The sequence below is a fragment of the Pseudoclavibacter sp. Z016 genome (assembly GCF_002931215.1).
Lineage (GTDB): Bacteria > Actinomycetota > Actinomycetes > Actinomycetales > Microbacteriaceae > Pseudoclavibacter.
On the sequence record NZ_PSTU01000017.1, the window covers coordinates 14124 to 32820 of the forward strand.

General features: G+C 68.4%; 16 protein-coding genes. 9 read left to right on the forward strand and 7 right to left on the reverse strand.

Annotated elements, in window-relative coordinates:
* Positions 1-4: 4 nt before the first annotated feature.
* The gene (locus C5B99_RS15275; protein WP_104243312.1) at positions 5-178 is read left to right on the forward strand and encodes a CsbD family protein; all 174 of its coding nucleotides are present in this window, start codon (positions 5-7) and stop codon (positions 176-178) included.
* 114 nt (positions 179-292) lie between these two features.
* On the opposite strand, the gene C5B99_RS15280 is transcribed toward C5B99_RS15275, so the two are convergent.
* On the reverse strand, positions 293-1624 hold the full coding sequence (locus tag C5B99_RS15280; protein ID WP_104243626.1) for an NtaA/DmoA family FMN-dependent monooxygenase: 1332 nt from the start codon (positions 1622-1624) through the stop codon (positions 293-295).
* A 155-nt stretch (positions 1625-1779) separates the two neighbouring features.
* Here C5B99_RS15280 and C5B99_RS19725 point away from each other — a divergent pair, with 155 nt between their 5' ends.
* Together C5B99_RS19725 and C5B99_RS15290 are read left to right on the forward strand one after the other, a co-directional pair.
* Positions 1780-2394 carry a TetR/AcrR family transcriptional regulator gene (locus C5B99_RS19725; protein ID WP_104243628.1) on the forward strand — a complete coding sequence of 205 codons (615 nt, stop codon included), beginning with the start codon at positions 1780-1782 and terminating at the stop codon, positions 2392-2394.
* Positions 2391-3098, forward strand: coding sequence for an NADPH-dependent F420 reductase (locus C5B99_RS15290; protein WP_104243630.1), 708 nt, complete (start codon positions 2391-2393; stop codon positions 3096-3098). Before C5B99_RS19725 ends, C5B99_RS15290 begins: the two co-directional genes overlap by 4 nt.
* Positions 3099-3113: 15 nt before the next feature.
* Here C5B99_RS15290 and C5B99_RS15295 read toward each other — a convergent pair whose 3' ends face one another.
* Together C5B99_RS15295 and ppsA are read right to left on the reverse strand one after the other, a co-directional pair.
* On the reverse strand, positions 3114-3977 hold the full coding sequence (locus C5B99_RS15295) for an alpha/beta fold hydrolase (protein ID WP_104243632.1): 864 nt from the start codon (positions 3975-3977) through the stop codon (positions 3114-3116).
* 86 nt (positions 3978-4063) lie between these two features.
* Entirely contained in the window at positions 4064-6481 is a 2418-nt protein-coding gene (ppsA, locus tag C5B99_RS15300; protein ID WP_104243633.1) for a phosphoenolpyruvate synthase, read from the reverse strand.
* 124 nt (positions 6482-6605) lie between these two features.
* Between ppsA and C5B99_RS15305 the strand changes: the two genes are divergently transcribed.
* Positions 6606-8045, forward strand: coding sequence for a helix-turn-helix domain-containing protein (locus C5B99_RS15305; protein WP_104243635.1), 1440 nt, complete (start codon positions 6606-6608; stop codon positions 8043-8045).
* A gap of 47 nt (positions 8046-8092) precedes the next feature.
* The gene (locus tag C5B99_RS15310; protein WP_104243637.1) at positions 8093-10330 is read left to right on the forward strand and encodes a beta-glucosidase; all 2238 of its coding nucleotides are present in this window, start codon (positions 8093-8095) and stop codon (positions 10328-10330) included.
* A 70-nt stretch (positions 10331-10400) separates the two neighbouring features.
* On the opposite strand, the gene C5B99_RS15315 is transcribed toward C5B99_RS15310, so the two are convergent.
* Entirely contained in the window at positions 10401-11003 is a 603-nt protein-coding gene (locus C5B99_RS15315; protein ID WP_104243639.1) for a TetR/AcrR family transcriptional regulator, read from the reverse strand.
* A 156-nt stretch (positions 11004-11159) separates the two neighbouring features.
* Here C5B99_RS15315 and C5B99_RS15320 point away from each other — a divergent pair, with 156 nt between their 5' ends.
* The gene (locus C5B99_RS15320; RefSeq protein WP_104243641.1) at positions 11160-11873 is read left to right on the forward strand and encodes an SDR family oxidoreductase; all 714 of its coding nucleotides are present in this window, start codon (positions 11160-11162) and stop codon (positions 11871-11873) included.
* Positions 11874-12019: 146 nt separating this feature from the next.
* Here the strand turns inward: C5B99_RS15320 and C5B99_RS15325 are convergent, their stop codons facing one another.
* Positions 12020-12889, reverse strand: coding sequence for a helix-turn-helix domain-containing protein (locus tag C5B99_RS15325; protein ID WP_146082023.1), 870 nt, complete (start codon positions 12887-12889; stop codon positions 12020-12022).
* Between the two features lie 534 nt (positions 12890-13423).
* Here C5B99_RS15325 and C5B99_RS15330 point away from each other — a divergent pair.
* Positions 13424-14083 (forward strand): hypothetical protein, encoded by a 660-nt coding sequence (locus C5B99_RS15330; RefSeq protein ID WP_146082024.1) that lies wholly within the window; start codon positions 13424-13426, stop codon positions 14081-14083.
* Between the two features lie 422 nt (positions 14084-14505).
* Here C5B99_RS15330 and C5B99_RS15335 read toward each other — a convergent pair whose 3' ends face one another.
* A complete protein-coding gene (locus tag C5B99_RS15335; protein WP_104243647.1) occupies positions 14506-15366 on the reverse strand; it encodes an alpha/beta fold hydrolase in 861 nt (286 codons plus the stop codon).
* A 51-nt stretch (positions 15367-15417) separates the two neighbouring features.
* The gene (locus tag C5B99_RS15340; RefSeq protein ID WP_104243649.1) at positions 15418-16413 is read right to left on the reverse strand and encodes an NADP-dependent oxidoreductase; all 996 of its coding nucleotides are present in this window, start codon (positions 16411-16413) and stop codon (positions 15418-15420) included.
* A 239-nt stretch (positions 16414-16652) separates the two neighbouring features.
* Here C5B99_RS15340 and C5B99_RS15345 point away from each other — a divergent pair, with 239 nt between their 5' ends.
* A complete protein-coding gene (locus tag C5B99_RS15345) occupies positions 16653-17588 on the forward strand; it encodes an SDR family oxidoreductase (protein ID WP_104243651.1) in 936 nt (311 codons plus the stop codon).
* A 9-nt stretch (positions 17589-17597) separates the two neighbouring features.
* Entirely contained in the window at positions 17598-18443 is an 846-nt protein-coding gene (locus C5B99_RS15350; protein WP_104243653.1) for a helix-turn-helix transcriptional regulator, read from the forward strand.
* The last annotated feature ends 254 nt before the right edge of the window (positions 18444-18697 follow it).

Below are 18697 nucleotides of genomic sequence, written 5' to 3' on the forward strand. Positions count from 1 at the left end.
TGCCATGAGCGCAGGAGACAAGATCAAGAACGCAGCAGAAGAGTTCGGCGGCAAGGCCAAGGAAGCCCTCGGCAAGGCCACCGACAACGACAAGCTCGTCGCAGAGGGCCAGGCCGACCAGGCCAAGGCCAACGTGAAGCAGGCGGGCGAAGACGTCAAGGACGCCTTCAAGAAGTAGAGCTCACCAACACGCAGAAGCGGCAGCCGACTCGGTCGGCTGCCGCTTCTGCGTGCCCCGGCGACTCGCAGGCCTGCAAACTCCGCGTCGTCCGACGGCTCGAGCAACGCCTGCCTAGGCGACCCGCGGGTCCTGACCGTACTGCGCAGGGGCCCCAAGGTGCTCTCGGAGCGTGGCGCCCGCGTAGTCGTCGGGGTAGATGCCCCGCTCTTGCAAAAGCGGGACCACCTCGTCGACGAACGAGTCGATGCCGTCCTCGTTGACGTCGACCGACACCCAGAAGCCGTCGCAGGCGCCGGCCTCGAACCACTCCTGCATGTGGTCGGCGACCACACTCGCCGGGCCGACGGGCGTCGGGTGATAGTCGATGACGCCGTGCGCCAGGATGTCGCGGATCGTCCACCCCTCCCGGGCGATCTCGAGGGCCCTCGCCGAGCGCGGGTCGTACGGGTTCGGACTCGCGGCGGTCAGCTGGCCCGCGGTCAGCGGCTTGTCGATCTGTGCCGGATCCAGGGCCGATGGCAGGTTCAGCATCTGGCCCAGGTAGCCGACGCGCGCAGGTGCGGAGAGCTCACCAAGGGCAACGCGGCGATCGAGCGCCTCACGCTTGGTCTTGCCGAGTGCTGGCATCACCCCGGCGAAGAACTTCACGTCGTCGGGGTCGCGACCGGCTGCTTGAGCGGCTTCCCGGAGAGCGTTTCGCTGTTCCCGCGCATCATCGATCGTGAACACGGCCCCGATGACACCGCTGGCGTGACGACCGGCGATCTCGGCCCCGTTGGCTCCACCGCCGGCTGAGAAGATGACGGGCTGCCCCTGCTCCGAGGGTGGGATGTTGAGCGGCCCCCGGGACGCGACGTACTGGCCCTGCAGGTTGATCGGCCGAATCTTGTCGCGGTCGGCGAACTGCCCCGTCGCCGTGTCCTTGACCCAGGCGTCCTGCTGCCAGCTGCCCCAGAGCGCCTCGACGATCTGGATCGTCTCGTGGGCTCGCTGATACCGCTCGGGCCTCGGCGCGACGAGCTGCCCGAAATTGGCGGCCGCCCCCGGGTCGCTCGTCGTGACCGCGTTCCACCCCGCGCGACCGTGGCTCATGATGTCGAGTGCCTTGAACTGGCGCGCGATGGTGAACGGCTCGTTGAAGGTCGTGGATGCGGTGGCGACCAGGCCGATCCGGTTGGTCTCGCGGGCGATCGCGGCGAGCGTCATGAGCGGATCGATGGAGATCATGAACGATTCACGGGACAGGTCGACCTGCTCGCCCGGGAAGTCGGGGAAGAACAGGAACGCGAACTTGCCGCGCTCCGCGGCCTGGGCATACCGGACCTGCGCGTCGAAGCTCGTGTAGTTGGCCGGGTCCACGCCGGGAGCACGCCATGCTGAGCTCTGCGAGCCGTATCCGCTGCCGATGTGCAGCCCGAGGATCATCTGGCTCTTGGCCGTCATTCGCTTCGCTTCCTGTCGATATCCGTGTGCGTGCGAGGACGTCTGCGCGCCTCTCGTGCTGGTGCGAGGCCTGGCACCCACAGCGAAAAGGAGATACTCTCCACTTCAGAAGGACGATACGGAGAACCTCTCCTCTTTGTCAACCGAGGTGCCATATGACTGAAACAACGGCGGGAAGACCCCGCGCCCCACGAGCCGACGCTCGTCGCAACCGCGACCACATCCTCGACACCGCAGAGCAGTACTTCTCAGAGCACGGGGTCACTGGCTCGCTCGACGCGATCGCGAAGCGCGCTGGCATCGGCGCCGGCACGCTCTACCGCCACTTCCCCAACCGCGAGGCCCTGCTCGCCGCCTTGCTCACCGCACGCGACGAAACGCTCGTGGCCCGCCGCGACGAGCTCGGTGCTTCCGCCGAGAACGCAGCCGAGGCCCTGGACGGCTGGCTGAACGCGGTCACCGAATGGGCGTGCGCCTTCGACGGGCTCCCCGAACCGCTGCGCGTCGCGACGACCACCGAGCTGTCCCCCCTAGCGCTGACCTGCCAGGGCTTCATCACGACGACCGAGGAATTCCTCCTCGCCGCGCAGCGCGAGGGAAGCGCGCGCACCGACATCCGCGCGCTCGACCTCTTCCTCGCGGCGCTCGCAGCCAGCTGGGTGCGAGGAGCCGCGATGGCAGACGAGGCATCTGGCGCTGCGCTGGCGGCGCTCACGAGGAGCGGCTGGGAACTGCGAGCCGATCATTCAACCCCAAGGAGAGCAGCATGAAGCGCATCGGAATCATCGGCAGCGGATCCATCGGAGCAGCGGTCGCCCGTCTGGCGGTCGCCGCGGATTGGGAGGTGCTGATCGCGAACTCGCGCGGGCCCGCATCGCTCGCCGAGCTGATCAGGGAGCTCGGCCCACGAGCGCGGGCTGGCACTGTGAACGAGGCCGTGCAGTTCGGTGACATCCCTGTGCTGGCCGTGCCGCTGGCGGCCTACCCCAAGCTCCCCCAGGCCACCTTCGCGGGGAAGACGGTCCTGTCAACAGGGAACTACTACCCCCACCGCGACGGCCGCATCGAGCAGCTCGATACCCTCGCAACCACAACCGCCGAATACGAGCAGTCTCTGCTTCCGGATGCACGCATCGTCAAGGCGTTCAACAGCATCCTCTTCACCCACATCCCGAATCTCGCCAACTCGACGCCACGCACCGCGCTGCCGATCGCCGGCGATGACGACGCCGCCAAGGCGGGAGTCTCCGAACTCGTGAACGCTCTCGGCTTCGACACCGTCGATGCCGGCACGCTTGCCGAGTCGTGGCGCTTCGAACCGGAGTCCGGTGCCTACACGCAGGTCTACGTGGCGGATCTTGACGCGTTCCACGCGGACTACCTCAGCGACCCAGGCGCGCCACTGCCTGCCAACCGGCTCCAGACACTCCTGGAGAAGTCGACTCGAGCGGATGTGGCCGCGCGGGAGTTCTGAGCAGGGCGCGCCACCTCAGCCCTGCTGCCTACCCCGCCTGCCCGCCGGATCTCGGACGCCACTTGTCCACCGCGTGAGCTCAGCCGCGAGCGCTGCGGGAGCGTCCAGCTGGATCAGGTGGCCTGCGCCGTCGATGAGGGTGACCGAGGCGTTCGGGATGAGCGCGCCGAGCCGCTGCGCCCGGTCGCTCGGGATCCAGGTGTCCTCGCGCCCCCACACGATGTGCACGGGTTCCGTGAGGGTGCCGTAGCGCGGTTCGACCTCCGCCGTGAAGCGCTCGTCGGCCTGCGCGATCTGCCGGTAGAACGCCGCCTGCCCCTCCGCATCCGCCCACGGATCCACGAGCATGGCGAGGTCATCCGCGCTCAGGCCCTTGTGGCTGGCTCCGCGGATGTACGCCTCCACGGCGCCGCGATGCACCGCGGGCGGCAGCTGCTCGAACACCGCGGCGTGCTCTTTCACGAGGTTGAAGAACGGCGAACCCCACGGCGAGAGGGCGACGACGTCGACGAGTGCCAGCGACGCGTACGCGGCCCCGTGGAGCAGTCGAGCACGCAGTGCCACCGCGCCGCCGAAGTCGTGGGCGACGACGTGCGGCCGGTCGAGGCCCCAGGATTCGAGCAGCTCGGCGAACAGCTCGCCCTGCACGCCGAGGTCGACGGCATGCGACGGGTCCTTCGACGAGGAGCCGTAGCCGGGCATGTCCCACAGGTAGACGGTGAACTGCGCGGAGAGGGCCTCCGCGATCGGCCGCCACAGCGCCGACGACCACGGGGTGCCGTGCAGGAAGACGAGGGCTGGCCCTTCCCCGAAGCTGTCCCAGCGCACGGTCCTCCCGCGCCACGAGAATACGTTGGGCAGGCTCTCGTCGCTCATCATCCACCGATTGTGTCAGCCGCGCGAGCGGCACCGCTTGCGACCGCGAGCTGGCGTCCCGCTCGAAGGCGGCACGCCAGCCCTCCGCCTCAGAGGTTCGCGGCGAGCCTCGCCCACGTTTCCACGACGCTGTCCGGGTTGAGCGACAGCGAGGAGATGCCACGGTCGAACAGGTACTGGGCGAGTTCGGGATGGTCGCTCGGCGCCTGCCCGCAGATGCCGACGTAGCGTCCGTGCTTCGTGCAGGCGTCGATCGCGAGGTCGATGAGGCGAAGCACTGCGGGGTTGCGCTCGTCGAAGCTGTCGGAGATGAGGCCGGAGTCGCGGTCGATGCCGAGCGTCAGCTGCGTGAGGTCGTTCGAGCCGATGGAGAAGCCGTCGACGAGCTCCAGGAATTGCTCTGCGAGGAGCGCGTTGGAGGGCACCTCGCACATCATGATCACCTCGAGGCCGTTCTGGCCGCGGCGCAGCCCGTTCTCCGCGAGGCGCTCGACAACCGCGCGGGCCTCCTCGACCGTGCGCACGAATGGGATCATGACCTTCACGTTCGTGAGCCCCATGTCGTCCCGGACGACCCTGATCGCCTCGCACTCGAGCGCGAACGCCTCGGCGAAGTCGTCGGAGATGTACCTCGCGGCACCGCGGAAGCCGAGCATCGGGTTCTCCTCGACGGGCTCGTAGCGGGCACCCCCGAGCAGCCCCGCGTACTCGTTCGACTTGAAGTCGGAGAGCCGCACGATGACGGGCTTCCCGTCGAACGCGGCGGCGAGCGTCGCGACGCCCTCGGCGAGGCGGCGCACGAAGAAGTCGGCGGGAGAGTCGTAGGCGGCGATGCGCTCGTCGATGGCGGCGCGGATGCTCGCCTCCTGGTCGTCGAGCTCGAGCAGCGCACGAGGGTGCACGCCGATCTGGCGCGAGATGACGAACTCCATGCGCGCGAGCCCCACGCCGTCGTTCGGCAGGGCGGCGAGCGTGAACGCGGCGTCCGGGTTGCCGACGTTGAGCATGATCTTGCCCGGCAGCTCCGGGAAGGAGTCGAGTTCGATGCGCTCGACCTCGATGGGGAGGATGCCGGCGAGCACGGCGCCCGTCTCGCCTTCGGCGCAGGTCACGGTGACCTCGTCGCCGTCAGCGAGGCGCTCGGTCGCGTCGCCGGCCCCGACCACGGCAGGGACACCGAGCTCGCGGGCGATGATCGCGGCGTGACAGGTGCGGCCGCCGCGGTTCGTGACGATCGCGGAGGCGCGCTTCATGATCGGCTCCCAGTCGGGGTCGGTCATGTCGGCGACCAGCACGTCCCCCGGGCGGAACTCGCTCATCTGCGAGGGGGAGGTGAGCAGGCGCACGACGCCAGCGCCGATGCGCTGCCCGATCGCCCGGCCTTCGACGAGCGTCGCGCTGCGCTCCAGCAGGCTGTGCCGCTCGAGCGTGCCGGCTGATCGCCGCGAGACGACGGTCTCCGGGCGGGCCTGCAGGATGTAGATGCGTCCGTCGATACCGTCCTTGCCCCACTCGATGTCCATGGGCCGCCCGTAGTGCTCCTCGATCGCGAGCGCCGCCTCGGCGAGCTCGGTGACCTCGGCGTCGGTGACGGAGAACTGGCGCTGCGCATCCAGTGACGTCTCGACGAACTCGGTGGTGCGCCCGACGTGGGTGTCCTCCGTGAAGACCATGCGGGTCGCCTTGCTGCCGACTCGGCGCGACAGCACAGCGGGCCGCCCCTCGCGGAGCGTGCGCTTGTGCACCGTGAACTCGTCGGGGTTGACCGCGCCCTGCACGACCCCCTCGCCCAGCCCGTAGGCGCTCGTCACGAACACCGCGCCGTCGTAACCCGACTCGGTGTCGATGCTGAACATGACCCCGGCTGCGCCCTCGTCGGAGCGCACCATGCGCTGCACGCCGACGGAGATCGCGATGCCGGTGTGCGCGAAGCCCTGGTGCACGCGGTAGGCGATGGCGCGGTCGGTGAACAGCGACGCGAAGACCTTGCGGGTGGCGGCGAGCACGTTCTCGATGCCCGCGATGTTGAGGAACGTCTCCTGCTGCCCCGCGAACGACGCGTCCGGCAGGTCCTCCGCGGTGGCGCTCGAGCGCACCGCGACGAGCAGCTGGCCGTCGGTCTCGGCGTCCAGACGGGCGAAGGCTTCGCGCATGGCTGCTTCGAGCTCCGCGGCGAGCGGGGCGGCTTCGATGCGGGCACGGATGCGGGCACCGACGATCGCGAGGCGCGCCACGTCGTCGACGTCGAGGCCCACGATCTCACCGCGGATCCACGCGTCGATGCCCGTCTCGCGCAGGTGCCGGTTGAAGGCACTCGCCGTCGTGGCGAAGCCGTCCGGCACACGCACTCCGGCGTCCGTGAGGTTCGCGATGAGCTCGCCGAGCGAGGCGTTCTTGCCGCCAACCTCGGGGATGTCCGAGAGGCGCACCGCGCTGAAGGGGAGGACGTACGCCTCGTTGCTCGCGGATGCGTCTGCGGAGGTCGGGGGTTCGTGGAGCAGCGTCATGGTGAGTCCTTGGGTGTCGTCGTTGACGGTTGTCGACGGGATGAACTCAGTATTCGTCGCGAATTGGGCACTCTTTCGTGGAAATACGTGTAAAGAAGTACTGTTCTTGCGCTAACGTCATGCCATGCCCGCCGACGTGTACACCGCCTCCGTGCTCGGAGCCCGCATCCGCCACTACCGCTCGCTCGCGAAGCTCACTCTCGACGACCTCGCGGCGCAGCTCGAGACGAGCCCCAGCCGCATCTCGCTCATCGAGAACGGACGCCGCGAGCCGAAGCCCTCGGAGCTCCCCTCCTTCGCGAGGGCCCTCGGGGTGACGGTCGAGGACCTCGTGCGCGCCGAAGCGCCGAACAGCCGCGCCGCGCTCGAGCTCGAGCTGAAGCGCGCCCAGTCGTCCCCTCTGTTCGCGGGGCTCGGGCTCCCCAAGCTGCGCGGGGGCAAGGGCATGCCAGACGACACCCTCGAGACACTCGTCGGCCTGCACCGGGAACTCGAGCGACGCGCACAGGCCGCCTCTGCGACGCCCGAGGAGGCGCGCATCCGCAACACACAGCAGCGGGCGTGGATGCGGGAGCGCAACAACTACCTGCCGGAGATCGAGGCGGTCGCCGAGGAGCGCCTCCGCCAGGTCGGGCACGTCGCGGGGGCGCTCACGCACCGCGAGGTGCACCTCATGGTCGAGCAGCTCGGCCTCGAGATCGTCTACGCCGACGACCTCCCCCGTTCCACGCGCAGCATCACCGACCTCGAGAACGGGCGCATCTACCTGCCGCCGGAGTCGATCCCGGGCGGCCACGGGCTGCGATCCATCGCTCTCCAGGCCGTCGCCCACCGCATCCTTGGCCATACGCCCCCCGATTCGTACGCCGACTTCCTGCGCCAGCGGCTCGAGATCAACTACTTCGCGGCCGCCTGCCTCATCCCGCGCACGCAGGCCGTCGACTTCCTGAGCGCCCGCAAGAAGGACCGCGACCTCGCCGTGGAGGACTTCCGCGATGCCTTCGGCGTCACCCACGAGGCGGCCGCCCTGCGCATGACGAACCTCATGACCGAGCACCTCGGGATGCGCGTGCACTTCCTGCGCGTCGGCGCCGTCGGGGAGGTCTACAAGGCCTACGAGAACGACGATCTCCCCCTGCCGCTCGACGTGACCGGCGCCGTCGAGGGGCAGATCGTCTGCCGCCGCTGGGGGGCGAGGCGTGCGACGGAGATCGAGCACCGCACGACCGAGTTCTGGCAGTACACGGACACGCCCGCCGGCACGTTCTGGAGCACCATCCAGACGGGCAGGTCCGCCGAGGGCGCCTTCTCGATCACCTTCGGGGTGCCCTTCGACGACGCGAAGTACTTCCGCGGCCGCGACACCGAGAACCGCCAGATGTCGCGCTGCCCCGACGAGACCTGCTGCCGGCGGCCCGACCCGACCCTCGCGGCACGCTGGTCCGGGCGCGCCTGGCCGAGCGCCCGCCTGCACGCGCAGATCCTCGCATCCCTCCCCGCTGGCCGGTTCCCAGGCGTCGACGACAGCGAGATCTACGCTTATCTGGAACGCCACGCGCCCTGATCTCCGGGCCGCGAGCACTCCCCCGCACGACAGATCGGAGCACGACGATGACCCACGCTGAGCACCTCGACGACCTCACCCTCGAGGAGAAAGCCTCCCTGACGAGCGGCGGGAGCTTCTGGTCGACGAAGGCGGTCGAGCGGGTCGGCATCCCGGCCGTGACGCTGACGGATGGGCCGCACGGGGTGCGCCTGCAGCGGGAGGGCGGCGACCACCTCGGCCTCGCCGACAGCGTCCCTGCGACGTGCTTCCCGCCCGCCGTCGCGCTCGGCTCGAGCTGGGACGCGGACCTCGTGCGCCGCGTGGGTGTCGCGCTCGGCGAGGAGGCCAAGGCGGAGGGTGTCGGCGTGCTGCTCGGCCCCGGCATCAACATCAAGCGGTCCCCGCTGTGCGGGCGCAACTTCGAGTACTTCTCCGAGGACCCGCTCGTGAGCGGCGTCATGGGCTCTGCCCTCGTCGGCGGCCTGCAGAGCCAGGGCGTCGGGTCGTCGCTCAAGCACTTCGCCGCGAACAACCAGGAGACCGACCGGCTGCGGATCAGCGCCGACGTCGACGAGCGCCCCCTCCGCGAGATCTACCTGCGCGCCTTCCAGCGCGTCGTCACCGAGCAGCAGCCGTGGACCGTCATGTGCTCCTACAACAAGATCAACGGCGTCTACGCCTCCGAGAACCACTGGCTGCTCACCACCGTCCTCCGCGAGGAATGGGGCTACGAGGGCCTCGTCGTCTCCGACTGGGGCGCCGTCGACGACCGCGTCACCGGCATCGCGGCCGGGCTCGACCTCGAGATGCCGGCCAGCGGCGGGCGCACGGACGCTCAGCTGGTGGATGCGGTGCGCTCCGGCGACCTCGACGAGCAGCACGTGACCACCGCCGCCCGCCGCGCGCTGGAGCTCGTCGACAAGATCGTCGCGGGCGCAGACGCATCCGCCAGCTACGACGCGGAGGCACACCACGCACTTGCCCGCGAGGCCGCCGGGCGCAGCATCGTGCTGCTGAAGAACGAGGGCGAGCTGCTGCCACTCGACCCCGCTTCGAGCGAGAGCATCGCGGTGATCGGCGAGTTCGCGCGCACTCCCCGCTACCAGGGCGCCGGCAGCTCGCTCATCAACCCGACCCGGCTCGACGACGCCCTCACGGAGCTGAGCCGGGTCGCCGGCGACCGGGTCCGATTCGCGCCCGGCTTCACGCTCGACGACTCCGGCGACGCCGACGCGCTGCGAGCGGATGCGGTCGAGGCCGCCGCGAGCGCATCCGTCGCGCTCCTCTTCCTCGGCCTGCCCGCGCACGAGGAGTCCGAGGGCTTCGACCGCGCGCACATCGACCTCCCCGCCGACCAGCTCGAGCTGCTCGAGGCCGTGCACGCGGCGAACGAGCACGTCATCGTCGTGCTCTCCAACGGCGGTGTCGTCCGCACCTCGACGTGGCAGGACCTCGCCCCGTCGATCGTCGAGGGCTGGCTCCTCGGGCAGGCAGGCGGCGGCGCGATCGCCGACGTGCTCTTCGGCGTCGTCAACCCGTCCGGGCGCCTCGCCGAGACGGTTCCCGTGCGCCTCGAGGATTCCCCGGCGCACGTCGGGTTCCCCGGCGCGTTCGGCCACGTGCGGTACGGCGAGGACATCTTCGTCGGCTACCGCGGCTACGACGCGCGTGCGAGCGAGGTCTCGTTCCCGTTCGGCCACGGCCTGTCGTACACGAGCTTCGCCTACGACAACCTCGCCGTCGCGGTCGACGACAGCGGTCTGCGCATCCAGGTGGAGATCACCAACACAGGGAGCAGGGACGGCCGCGAGGTCGTGCAGGTCTACACGGGCCTCCCCGGCTCCGCCGTGCCGCGCGCGACGCGCTCGCTCGCTGCGTTCGCTGTCGTCGAGGTGGCTGCCGGCTCGACGATCCCCGTCACCATCGAGGTGCCTCGCTCCGAGCTCGCCTACTTCCACCCGATCGCCGGGCAGTGGACGGTCGAGGGCGGCGAGTACCTCGTCGAGGTTGGTGCCTCGAGCCGCGACCTCCGCGCCTCGACGCAGGTAGCGGTCGCGGGTGACGAGCTCGCGCTCACCCTCGACGAGACCTCGACGATCGCCGAGTGGCTCGACGACGAGCGGGGTGGCCCGCTGCTGCGCACCGCACTGCTCGAGGGCGACAGCGGCCTGGCCGGAATGCTGGCCGACCCGGAGATGCTCAAGATGCTCGGCTCCATGCCGCTCGGGCGAGTAGCTGCGTTCCCCGGCAGCCCACTCGATGAGGCGGCGCTCGGCGGGCTCGTGCAGAACGCGAAGGGGTAACAGAGAGCGCAAAGGGCGAGCGGAGCGCCGGCGACGTGCCGGTTCGGGGATCCCGGACCGGCACATCGATTCAGGCGGGCAGCACCGCCCGGACCTGCGCGCGCACCTGCTCGACGAGGTCGTCGTCGGACAGCGAGGCGTTGATCGACGCGGCCATGGTCGTGAACATGATGGCGGAGACGACCCGCGCAAGCGTGCGCGCGGTGTCGTTCGTGGCGGCGGTCTCCCGCTCGATGACGTCGGCGACCAGGTCCTGGGTCTGGCTCGTCAGTGCCAGCGCCTCTGCATGCCGAGGCTCTTCCGGGTCGCCGAAGACCATCTCCCGCAGGTAGGTTCGCCCGTTCTCGATCTGCTTGCGGTTGCACGCGACGACGGGGCGAAGCACGGCAAGCACGCCGTCGAGCGCGCCGGTCGTCTCGGCCACAGCCGCCCGACCCTCCTCGAGCGCAGCCTCGTACATGGAGTTCTGCACGAGCAGCAGCAGCTCGCCCTTGGTCTTGGCGTAGAGGAACAGCGTTCCGGTGCCGATGTCGGCGCGGTCCGCGATCTCCTGCGTGGTGACGTCATCGACCCCGCGCTCGGCGAAGAGCTCGCCAGCAGCCGCCGTGATGCGCTCGAGCTTGTCGAGCTTGTTTCGCTCGCGGCGACCCATCGGACGGACGTCGGTGGTCATCCAGATCTCCTCCGGGAATAATTCGTGAGCATGCTCAGTTATGAGTTTAGTCGCTAAGGTGTGGGTTCGGTACCCGTGCCGATTCTTCCACGCCGCCGCAGCACCCATCCGCTGCCCGGAGGTCCGCGACAACCCACCGACTAGAAAGAGCCACACATGCCTTCACTCAACGGAGCAGTTGTCCTCGTCACCGGCGCGAACGGGGGCATCGGCACGAACTTCGTCCGCGAGGCCCTCGCCCGCGGCGCCGCCAAGGCCTACGCCACGGCCCGCACGCCACGAACCTGGGACGACGAGCGGGTCGTGCCCCTCGCCCTCGACGTCACCGACTCGGCATCCATCGCCGCCGTCGTCGAGGCGGCACCCGACGTGACCGTGCTCATCAACAACGCCGGGGCCTCGGTCTCGTCCCCGGGCATCCTGTCGCACAGCGACGAGGAGATCCGGGCGAACGTCGCGACCAACTTCCTCGGACCCGTCTTCCTCGCGCGCGCCTACGCGCCGCTCCTCTCGAACCGTGAGGGCGCAGCCATCATCGACGTGCACTCGGCACTCAGCTGGTACGCGGTCAACGGCATCTACAGCGCCACGAAGGCCGCACTCTGGTCGGCGACGAACTCGCTGCGCCTCGAACTCCAGCCAGCAGGCGTGCACGTCGTGGGCGTCCACGTCGGCTGGGTCGACACGGCCATGGCCGCGCACACCGATGACCCGAAGACCGACCCGGCCGTGCTCGTCTCGAAGGTCTTCGACGCGAGCGAGGCAGGCGAGTACGAGGTGCTCGCCGACGAGACGTCGGTGCAGCTGAGGGCAGGACTCAGCGCCCCGCTCGAGGCGGTCTACCCGCAGCTCAGCCGCGCGACCAGCTAGCGGCAGAACCGCAGAGTGGTGTGACGTTCGAGCCCAGCGGACATGCCAATCTCCAAGATTCAGTGGAGCACTGGCCGTAGCAGGCGCCGGAAGGAGGAGTCGTTCGCGCAGGCTCCGCCCGAAAAGGCCTGGTCCACGAGCGGCGGTCACATCTCGGGATCGGGGGGTGATTTTCCGGCGAGTGCGTTTCGCATGCGCCTGACGGTTCCGAAACCGGACCCTCTAGCTGCCATCTCAGCGGCGACGCCATCTGCGATCAACCGCTCAGCGAGGCGCACTCTTGCGCGTCGAAGATAGACCGACGGGGTCTCGCCAGTTGCCGCGAAAGCGCGATAGAGGTGCGGCTGCGAGACCCCGAGCGCGGTCGCCATCGAATACACCGTGGTCGCCGCATCTCCCGCGAACAGGGCCACATACTTCACGGCCTCGTTGTAGACACGAGCGAGTTCACTGCTCGCGCTCGACATCGTTCGAAGTTCGGTATGGGTAGCGAGCGCCCAAATCAACGCCTCAACGGCCAGCCCAACCCGCTTGAAGGCGGCGTCCTGCACGCTCGCTCGACTGCTGAGAATGGAAGCGGAGGCATCGATCAAGATCTGCAGGTACGTCGCCGATGCAGCGGCGGCGCTCACATAATTGTCCGTGACCGGTTGGGGGCGAGGGAAGATCACGAGCAGATTACTGACCGGCACGTCGGCACTCTTGCCAACGAGGTCTTCGGGGTTCGCGAAGAGCACGCGACCGGGCGTGAGTCTCTCCTTGACCCCCGCAACCTCGACCTCGACCTCACCCTCGAGACATGCCAGGAGCAACCGAGCGGCTCCCCCCGCAAACACCCGCGGGACCACGTAGCGGAACGACGCTGCCGTGTGTCGATATCGACTCAGCGCGAAGGTCTCACTCTTCACCACGTCACCATGCAGTTCGAAGCCCTCACCGGGCGATTGAATGTGCCAACCCCAGGCTCGCGCCGTCTCCACCGCAGCCTGACCAACCTCATCGACGGAGAGGGACATCGTCCGCGCGAGCCCTGCGCACCCTGCACCCTGGTGCGCGTCGAATCCGGGGCTGTTGGGCTGTCGAGACACAAACACTCCATCCGTCGGACGTCAAAGGAAGAGCTCACAACTGAAAGCGACGCATCGGGCAGCAGCGTTCGTGGCGGTTGCTCGGCTCAAAGATGAGACGAACGTGCGGGCTCATTCGTCACGTTATGGGACATCGGCCAGTGCCAATGCCACGAAACACCCGGATAAATCCTGCTTCGGCCCTGGAAATAGCGGATCACAACAGATCGAAGCACCCGACAGAATGATTTCGGTCAACGCTCAGAACGGAAATGGCATTCAGCACCAACTGGCCACAGCTGCACATCAAAAAACCTGATCAACAGGCATTTATTGACCGGCCCATTCAATGAGAAGGACCCACCCTCACACTGCACCGAGAAAGCGGTCTATGCCTATGCTCACTCCGCGGCTGTGAGTTCACTTCAACATGTGCGCCGCACGTCAACTGCCTTGCCCCCGCACTGAAGAAAGTAGTCCTCCATGCCTTCCCCCGAACAGCAATCCACCGTCACCCGCCGATCAATCGTCCAAGGCGCTGCCTGGTCCCTCCCAGTGATCGCGACGGCGGTCGCCGCACCTGCGTACGCCGCGTCGAACTGCATCCCGGCCGCGAATGCTGGCCAGTACGCCTACACGATCTCCAGCACCGGTGCTCGCAACTTCCCTCGCGACAACGGCCTCGGCTCAGGTGAGTACTACCGCGTTCCCACCAACACCAACATCGCCATCACGACCACCTTCTCGTACACCGGCCCGCAGCCACTCCCGGTCGGATCACGAATCACCGTGAGCTACGCGGATGGCACGCGCCAGATCACCCTCGGCCAGACATCCATCAGCGGAGCCCCCGCCGGAAGCCTCACGGCACCCGCTTCGCAGACTGCGACCTCTCCCTCGATGGTCTACACGACGACGCAGCCGATTCCGGCCAACACCACGATCACGATCACGAGCTTCGCTCGATCTGCGAACTCCATCAACGGCAACGCGGACTACCCGCTCGCACGAGTCACCCTCCCCAACTCGTGCAGCGGCACATCACTCAGCTCCCGCCTCGTTGTCAACGGACGCTCGCAGAGCTCCTCCGCGACCCAGGGCTCCGGCACCCCGCTCTGGTACTACAACATCTTCAACGGCTAACCACCCTTCAACCAGCGCCGCACCAACGCGGAATGCTGGCCACGGCCCACCTCACTCAGCGGCACCGGTTGGGGAACCTCGTGCGGACCGTCGCATGCGGCACACGCGTCAGGGGACAAAGTGCGCGCAACGTCCAGCTCGGTGAGGTGTCCCGCGGTGGCTTCCTACAACGCACTCGTTGGAAGCCACCGCCATCCTTACTCCCCTCTCGATGAGCGAGAACGCCCCTCGCTTGAGCCGCGCGCAACGAAGCAGACGACTCGAAGGCGTCTCGACGACTAGCAGGTCCACTAGCCGCAGGCCTCGGCCGCAAGATCCGGCACCTACCTATAAATGTCTCGCGTCCAATGTTCCCCGCATCGGGACGGTCGAGGGTTCGCGTGCTGTTGTTCTGCGGGTCTAGGACTGTCCACCCGCTGCAATCAGCGGGTGAGGAACTCGACGGCGACCGGGGCGAACTGGTGGTGGTACTGGAAGATGCCTCCGTGGCCCGAGTCGGAGTACATGACGAGCTCGGAGCCGGCGATGCGCCTGTGCAGGTCGTTGGAGAGCACCGACGGCACCATGCGGTCGTTGTCGCCGTTGGCGATGAGGGTCGGCTGCGTGAGGGTCGAGAGGTCGGAGGGCGCGGAGCGTCCGTAGCGCTGGATGGCCCCCAGCTGCGTCTGGAACGCCTTCGTGCTGATCGACGTGTCGCGGTCGACCGTGCGCTCGGACAACCGGGCGACGAACGCCTTCGCGGCCCGCTTGCCACGGTCGTCACGATTGAAGAAAAGGAACTCCTTGATGTCGGAGCGGGTGAGGATGGAGCGCACGAGGTCGAGGTAGGTGACGCCGACGACCTTGTCCATGTCCTTGCCGCCGCGCGGACCGGTGCCCGTGAGCACGAGCCGGCGCACGAGGTCCGGGTGCTTGACGACGAGGTCCTGCGCGATCATCCCGCCCATGGAGAACGAGAAGATGTCGACCTTGTCGTAGCCGAGCGCGGTGATGAACTCGTACGCGTGGTCGGCGGCTTCCTCGATGGTGCCGGGGACGACGCCCGTCGAGGCGCCGACGCCTCGCTGGTCGAAGGTGATGACGTGGCGCTTCTCGGCGATGGGGTCGACGATGCGGGGGTCCCAGTTGTCGAGCGTGGCCGCGAGGTGCACGAAGAAGATGACGGGGATGTCCTCCTTCGGGCCCAGCTCACGGTAGGCGTAGCTGATGCCGCCCACGGTGATGCTCTTCGCCGGGGCGAGCGCGTAGGAGGTGACGACGGGCTCATTGGATGCAGTGCTCATGATGTTCTCTCTTGAAACTCTGAGGGGTGGGTGGGGTTTGACCGCCGATGGTCAGCGGCTGCTGATAACTGCCTTGCCGCGAAGGCCGCCGTCCCTCAGCGACTCGAGCGCGCGCACGGTCTCGTCGAAGGGGAAGACTCGCCCCACTATCGGCTTGATCGCTCGACGCTCGACGAGCGCGGAGATCTCACGCAGCTGCTCGCCGCTCGCGCGCATGAAGAGGAAGCGGTAGTCGACGCCGAGCCGTTTCGCCTGCTTGCGGACCTTGCCGCTGAGCCCAGTGATCGCGAGGCGCAGCACAGGGTTCAGGCCGGCGCTCCGGGCGAAGTCGGGGGTGGGGGGACCGGAGATGCCGACGGCGATTCCGCCAGGTCCCAGGATGCGGAGCGACTTGTCGAGGTTCTCGCCGCCGAGGCTGTCGAGCACGAAGTCGTAGCCGCCGAGGAGCTGCTCGAAGTCCTCGTTGCGGTAGTCGATCGTGTGGTCGGCGCCGAGCTCGCGAGCGAACGCCGCGTTGGATGCGCTGACGGTGGTGGCGACCTCGGCTCCGAGGTGCTTGGCGAGCTGGATCGCGATGGATCCGACTCCGCCCGAGCCGGCGTGGATGAGGACCTTCTGCCCACGCTGCACGTTGCCGATCTCGACGAGCGCCTGCCAGGCGGTGAGGGCGACAAGCGGGAGCGAACCCGCCTCTTCCATGGAGATGGAGGACGGTTTGGGCGCCACATCCGCTTCGTCGATCGCGATGCGCTCGGCGAACGTGCCGATGCGGTGATCGCGGGGCCTCGCGTAGACCTCGTCTCCCGGACGGAACCCGCGAACCGCGGCGCCGACCCGCAGCACCGTACCGGCGACATCGTGCCCGAGGGTCAGCGGCAGCTTGTACGGCAGGATCTGCTTGAACTCGCCGATGCGGATCTTCTCGTCGAGCTGGTTCACGCCGGCGGCCTGCACCTGGACAAGCACGTCGTGCTCTCCCATGATCGGCTCCGGGATATCGGCCTCTCGCAGGGGCGTCTTGTACGTGGAGAAGGTGAACGCTCGCATGGGTGGGACTCCGAATTCGGGATCGCGTTGGTGAATCGCCCCGCATTTTGCCGAGCGTACTCAATTCTGAGTTAACTCAGTAAGTATGTCAACCAGCCTCATCCAGGGATCACCGATCCCTGGATGAGCGAGCCCTGAATCGAAGAAGATCGACCCAGCAGAGTGGTTCCAGCAGCCAGACTGCACCTTCGCTTCACCGGCGGAGCGATCTCGACATCGACACCACTCAGGAGCATCCCGTGCCCAAGAACCGCGACATCCCAGTCCCCTCCCTCACCGGCCAACTCGCCCTGGTCACGGGTGCGAGCGACGGCATCGGCATCAACATCGCCGCCAGGCTCGCCCGAGCCGGAGCGACGGTCATCATGCCGGTCCGCAACCAAGCCAAGGGCGAGAAGGCAGCCGCGCGCATCCGAAACGCGAACCCGGATGCGAAGCTCGAGCTGCGCCGGCTGGACCTCTCCACGCTGGCATCGGTCTCGACCCTCACCGATGAGCTCGTCGAAGACGGGCGCCCCATCAACATCCTGATCAACAACGCCGGGGTGATGACACCACCCGAGCGACGCACCACGAGCGACGGCTTCGAGCTGCAGTTCGGCACCAACCACCTCGGCCACTTCGCCCTCACGACCGGCCTGCTCCCCCTCCTCAAGGAGGGCAGGGCGCACGTCACGACGCAGATCAGCATCGCCGCCAACCAGGGCGCCGTGAACTGGGACGACCTGAACTGGGAGCGCAGCTACAGCAAGATGGGCTCGTACAGCTCGTCGAAGATCGCGACCGGCCTGCTCGGGATGCACCTCCACCGCCTCAGCGAGGCGAACGACTGGGGCATCCAGAGCAACCTCTCGCACCCTGGCGTCTCACCCACGAATCTCCTCGCCGCGCAGCCGGGCATGGGGCGAGCCAGCGACACCACCGAGGTCAAGGTCATCCGCCTCCTCTCACGGGTCGGCATCACCGGCACCCCGCAGAGCGCCGCCCTCCCCGCCGTCCTCGCTGCCACGAGCCCCGACGCGAAGGGTGGCCGCCTCTACGGCCCGAAGGGCCCAGGCCACATCGGCGGCCGCCCGGCCGAGCAGACGCTCTACTCGCGCGTCGCGAGCGAAGCGGATGCACGCCGCCTGTGGGAGCTCTCCGAACAGCTCGTCGCCGAGCACGTCGCCCGCTAGCCTCGCCTCATGGACAGAGCCCAGCTCGCCGACTTCCTCCGCAGCCGCCGCGAGGCGCTCCAGCCCGAGGACGTGGGCCTGACGAAGGGACCCCGCCGCCGAACGCAGGGGCTGCGGCGCGAGGAGGTCGCTGCACTCAGCGACATGTCGGTCGACTACTACAGTCGCCTCGAGCAGAGCCGCGGCCCCCAGCCTTCGGAGCAGATGCTCGCCGCCATGGCGCGTGGCCTGCGGCTGACGGCCGCGGAACGCGACCACCTCTTCCACCTCGCCGGCCACCAGGCACCTCGCCGCGCCATCGGCGGCGAGCACGTGGCCCCCGGCCTCATGCGCATCCTCGACCGCCTGGCCGACACCCCGGCGCAGGTCATGACGACCATGGGCGAGACGCTTGTGCAGACACCGGCCGCGCGCGCCCTCTTCGGCGACGAGACCCGCTTCGTCGGCAACGCCCGCAGCGTCGTCTACCGCTGGTTCACGGCGCCCGGCGCCCGCGACGTCTACCCGTCGGCCGACCACGAGAAGCTGTCTCGAGCGTTCGCCGCGGATGCTCGCGGCTTCGTCGCCCAGCAGGGTCCAGGCTCTCGAGCGCAGCGGGTCGTGGATGCGCTCCTCGCCGAGAGCCCGGAGTTCGCCGCAATCTGGGCCGACCACGAGATCAACGCGACGCACGAGCTCGAGAAGCGAGTGCAGCATCCCGAGCTCGGGGTCATGAAGGTGCACTGCCAGTTCCTCATCGACCCCGCGCAGCACCAGACGCTGCTCGTGCTGACGGCCACGCCTGGCACGGAGAGCTACGACCGGCTGCAGCTGCTCTCGGTCATCGGAACGCAGCGCCTCACCGCCGACGCCTGACTCAGGCGCCCGGCGTCCGGCACCCGACGACTGGCGTCCGACGTCCGACATCCCGCGCCCGGCGTCCGGCGTCCGAACACCCGCGCCCGTCGTCCGGCGTCCGAACACCCGCGCCCGGCGCCCTGCACCCGAACGCGCGCGCCCAGGCCGTGGAGTTGTGGCTTGTTGCTGCTGCGCGACGTCGCCACGACGTCACGCCACAACTCTGCGGTGGCCGTGCCTCTGCTCGGGGGCGGGGCGGGGCGCATGTTTTC

Excerpts from the sequence above, each read along its gene's own strand:
- C5B99_RS15325 (WP_146082023.1), bottom strand. The coding sequence starts at position 12,889 with ATGTCCCTCTCCGTCGATGAGGTTGGTCAGGCTGCGGTGGAGACGGCG.
- C5B99_RS15350 (WP_104243653.1), top strand. The coding sequence starts at position 17,598 with ATGGACAGAGCCCAGCTCGCCGACTTCCTCCGCAGCCGCCGCGAGGCG.
- C5B99_RS15275 (WP_104243312.1), top strand. The coding sequence starts at position 5 with ATGAGCGCAGGAGACAAGATCAAGAACGCAGCAGAAGAGTTCGGCGGC.
- C5B99_RS15320 (WP_104243641.1), top strand. The coding sequence starts at position 11,160 with ATGCCTTCACTCAACGGAGCAGTTGTCCTCGTCACCGGCGCGAACGGG.
- C5B99_RS15290 (WP_104243630.1), top strand. The coding sequence starts at position 2,391 with ATGAAGCGCATCGGAATCATCGGCAGCGGATCCATCGGAGCAGCGGTC.
- C5B99_RS15280 (WP_104243626.1), bottom strand. The coding sequence starts at position 1,624 with ATGACGGCCAAGAGCCAGATGATCCTCGGGCTGCACATCGGCAGCGGA.
- C5B99_RS15310 (WP_104243637.1), top strand. The coding sequence starts at position 8,093 with ATGACCCACGCTGAGCACCTCGACGACCTCACCCTCGAGGAGAAAGCC.
- C5B99_RS15305 (WP_104243635.1), top strand. The coding sequence starts at position 6,606 with ATGCCCGCCGACGTGTACACCGCCTCCGTGCTCGGAGCCCGCATCCGC.
- ppsA (WP_104243633.1), bottom strand. The coding sequence starts at position 6,481 with ATGACGCTGCTCCACGAACCCCCGACCTCCGCAGACGCATCCGCGAGC.
- C5B99_RS19725 (WP_104243628.1), top strand. The coding sequence starts at position 1,780 with ATGACTGAAACAACGGCGGGAAGACCCCGCGCCCCACGAGCCGACGCT.
- C5B99_RS15315 (WP_104243639.1), bottom strand. The coding sequence starts at position 11,003 with ATGACCACCGACGTCCGTCCGATGGGTCGCCGCGAGCGAAACAAGCTC.
- C5B99_RS15340 (WP_104243649.1), bottom strand. The coding sequence starts at position 16,413 with ATGCGAGCGTTCACCTTCTCCACGTACAAGACGCCCCTGCGAGAGGCC.
- C5B99_RS15335 (WP_104243647.1), bottom strand. The coding sequence starts at position 15,366 with ATGAGCACTGCATCCAATGAGCCCGTCGTCACCTCCTACGCGCTCGCC.
- C5B99_RS15295 (WP_104243632.1), bottom strand. The coding sequence starts at position 3,977 with ATGATGAGCGACGAGAGCCTGCCCAACGTATTCTCGTGGCGCGGGAGG.
- C5B99_RS15330 (WP_146082024.1), top strand. The coding sequence starts at position 13,424 with ATGCCTTCCCCCGAACAGCAATCCACCGTCACCCGCCGATCAATCGTC.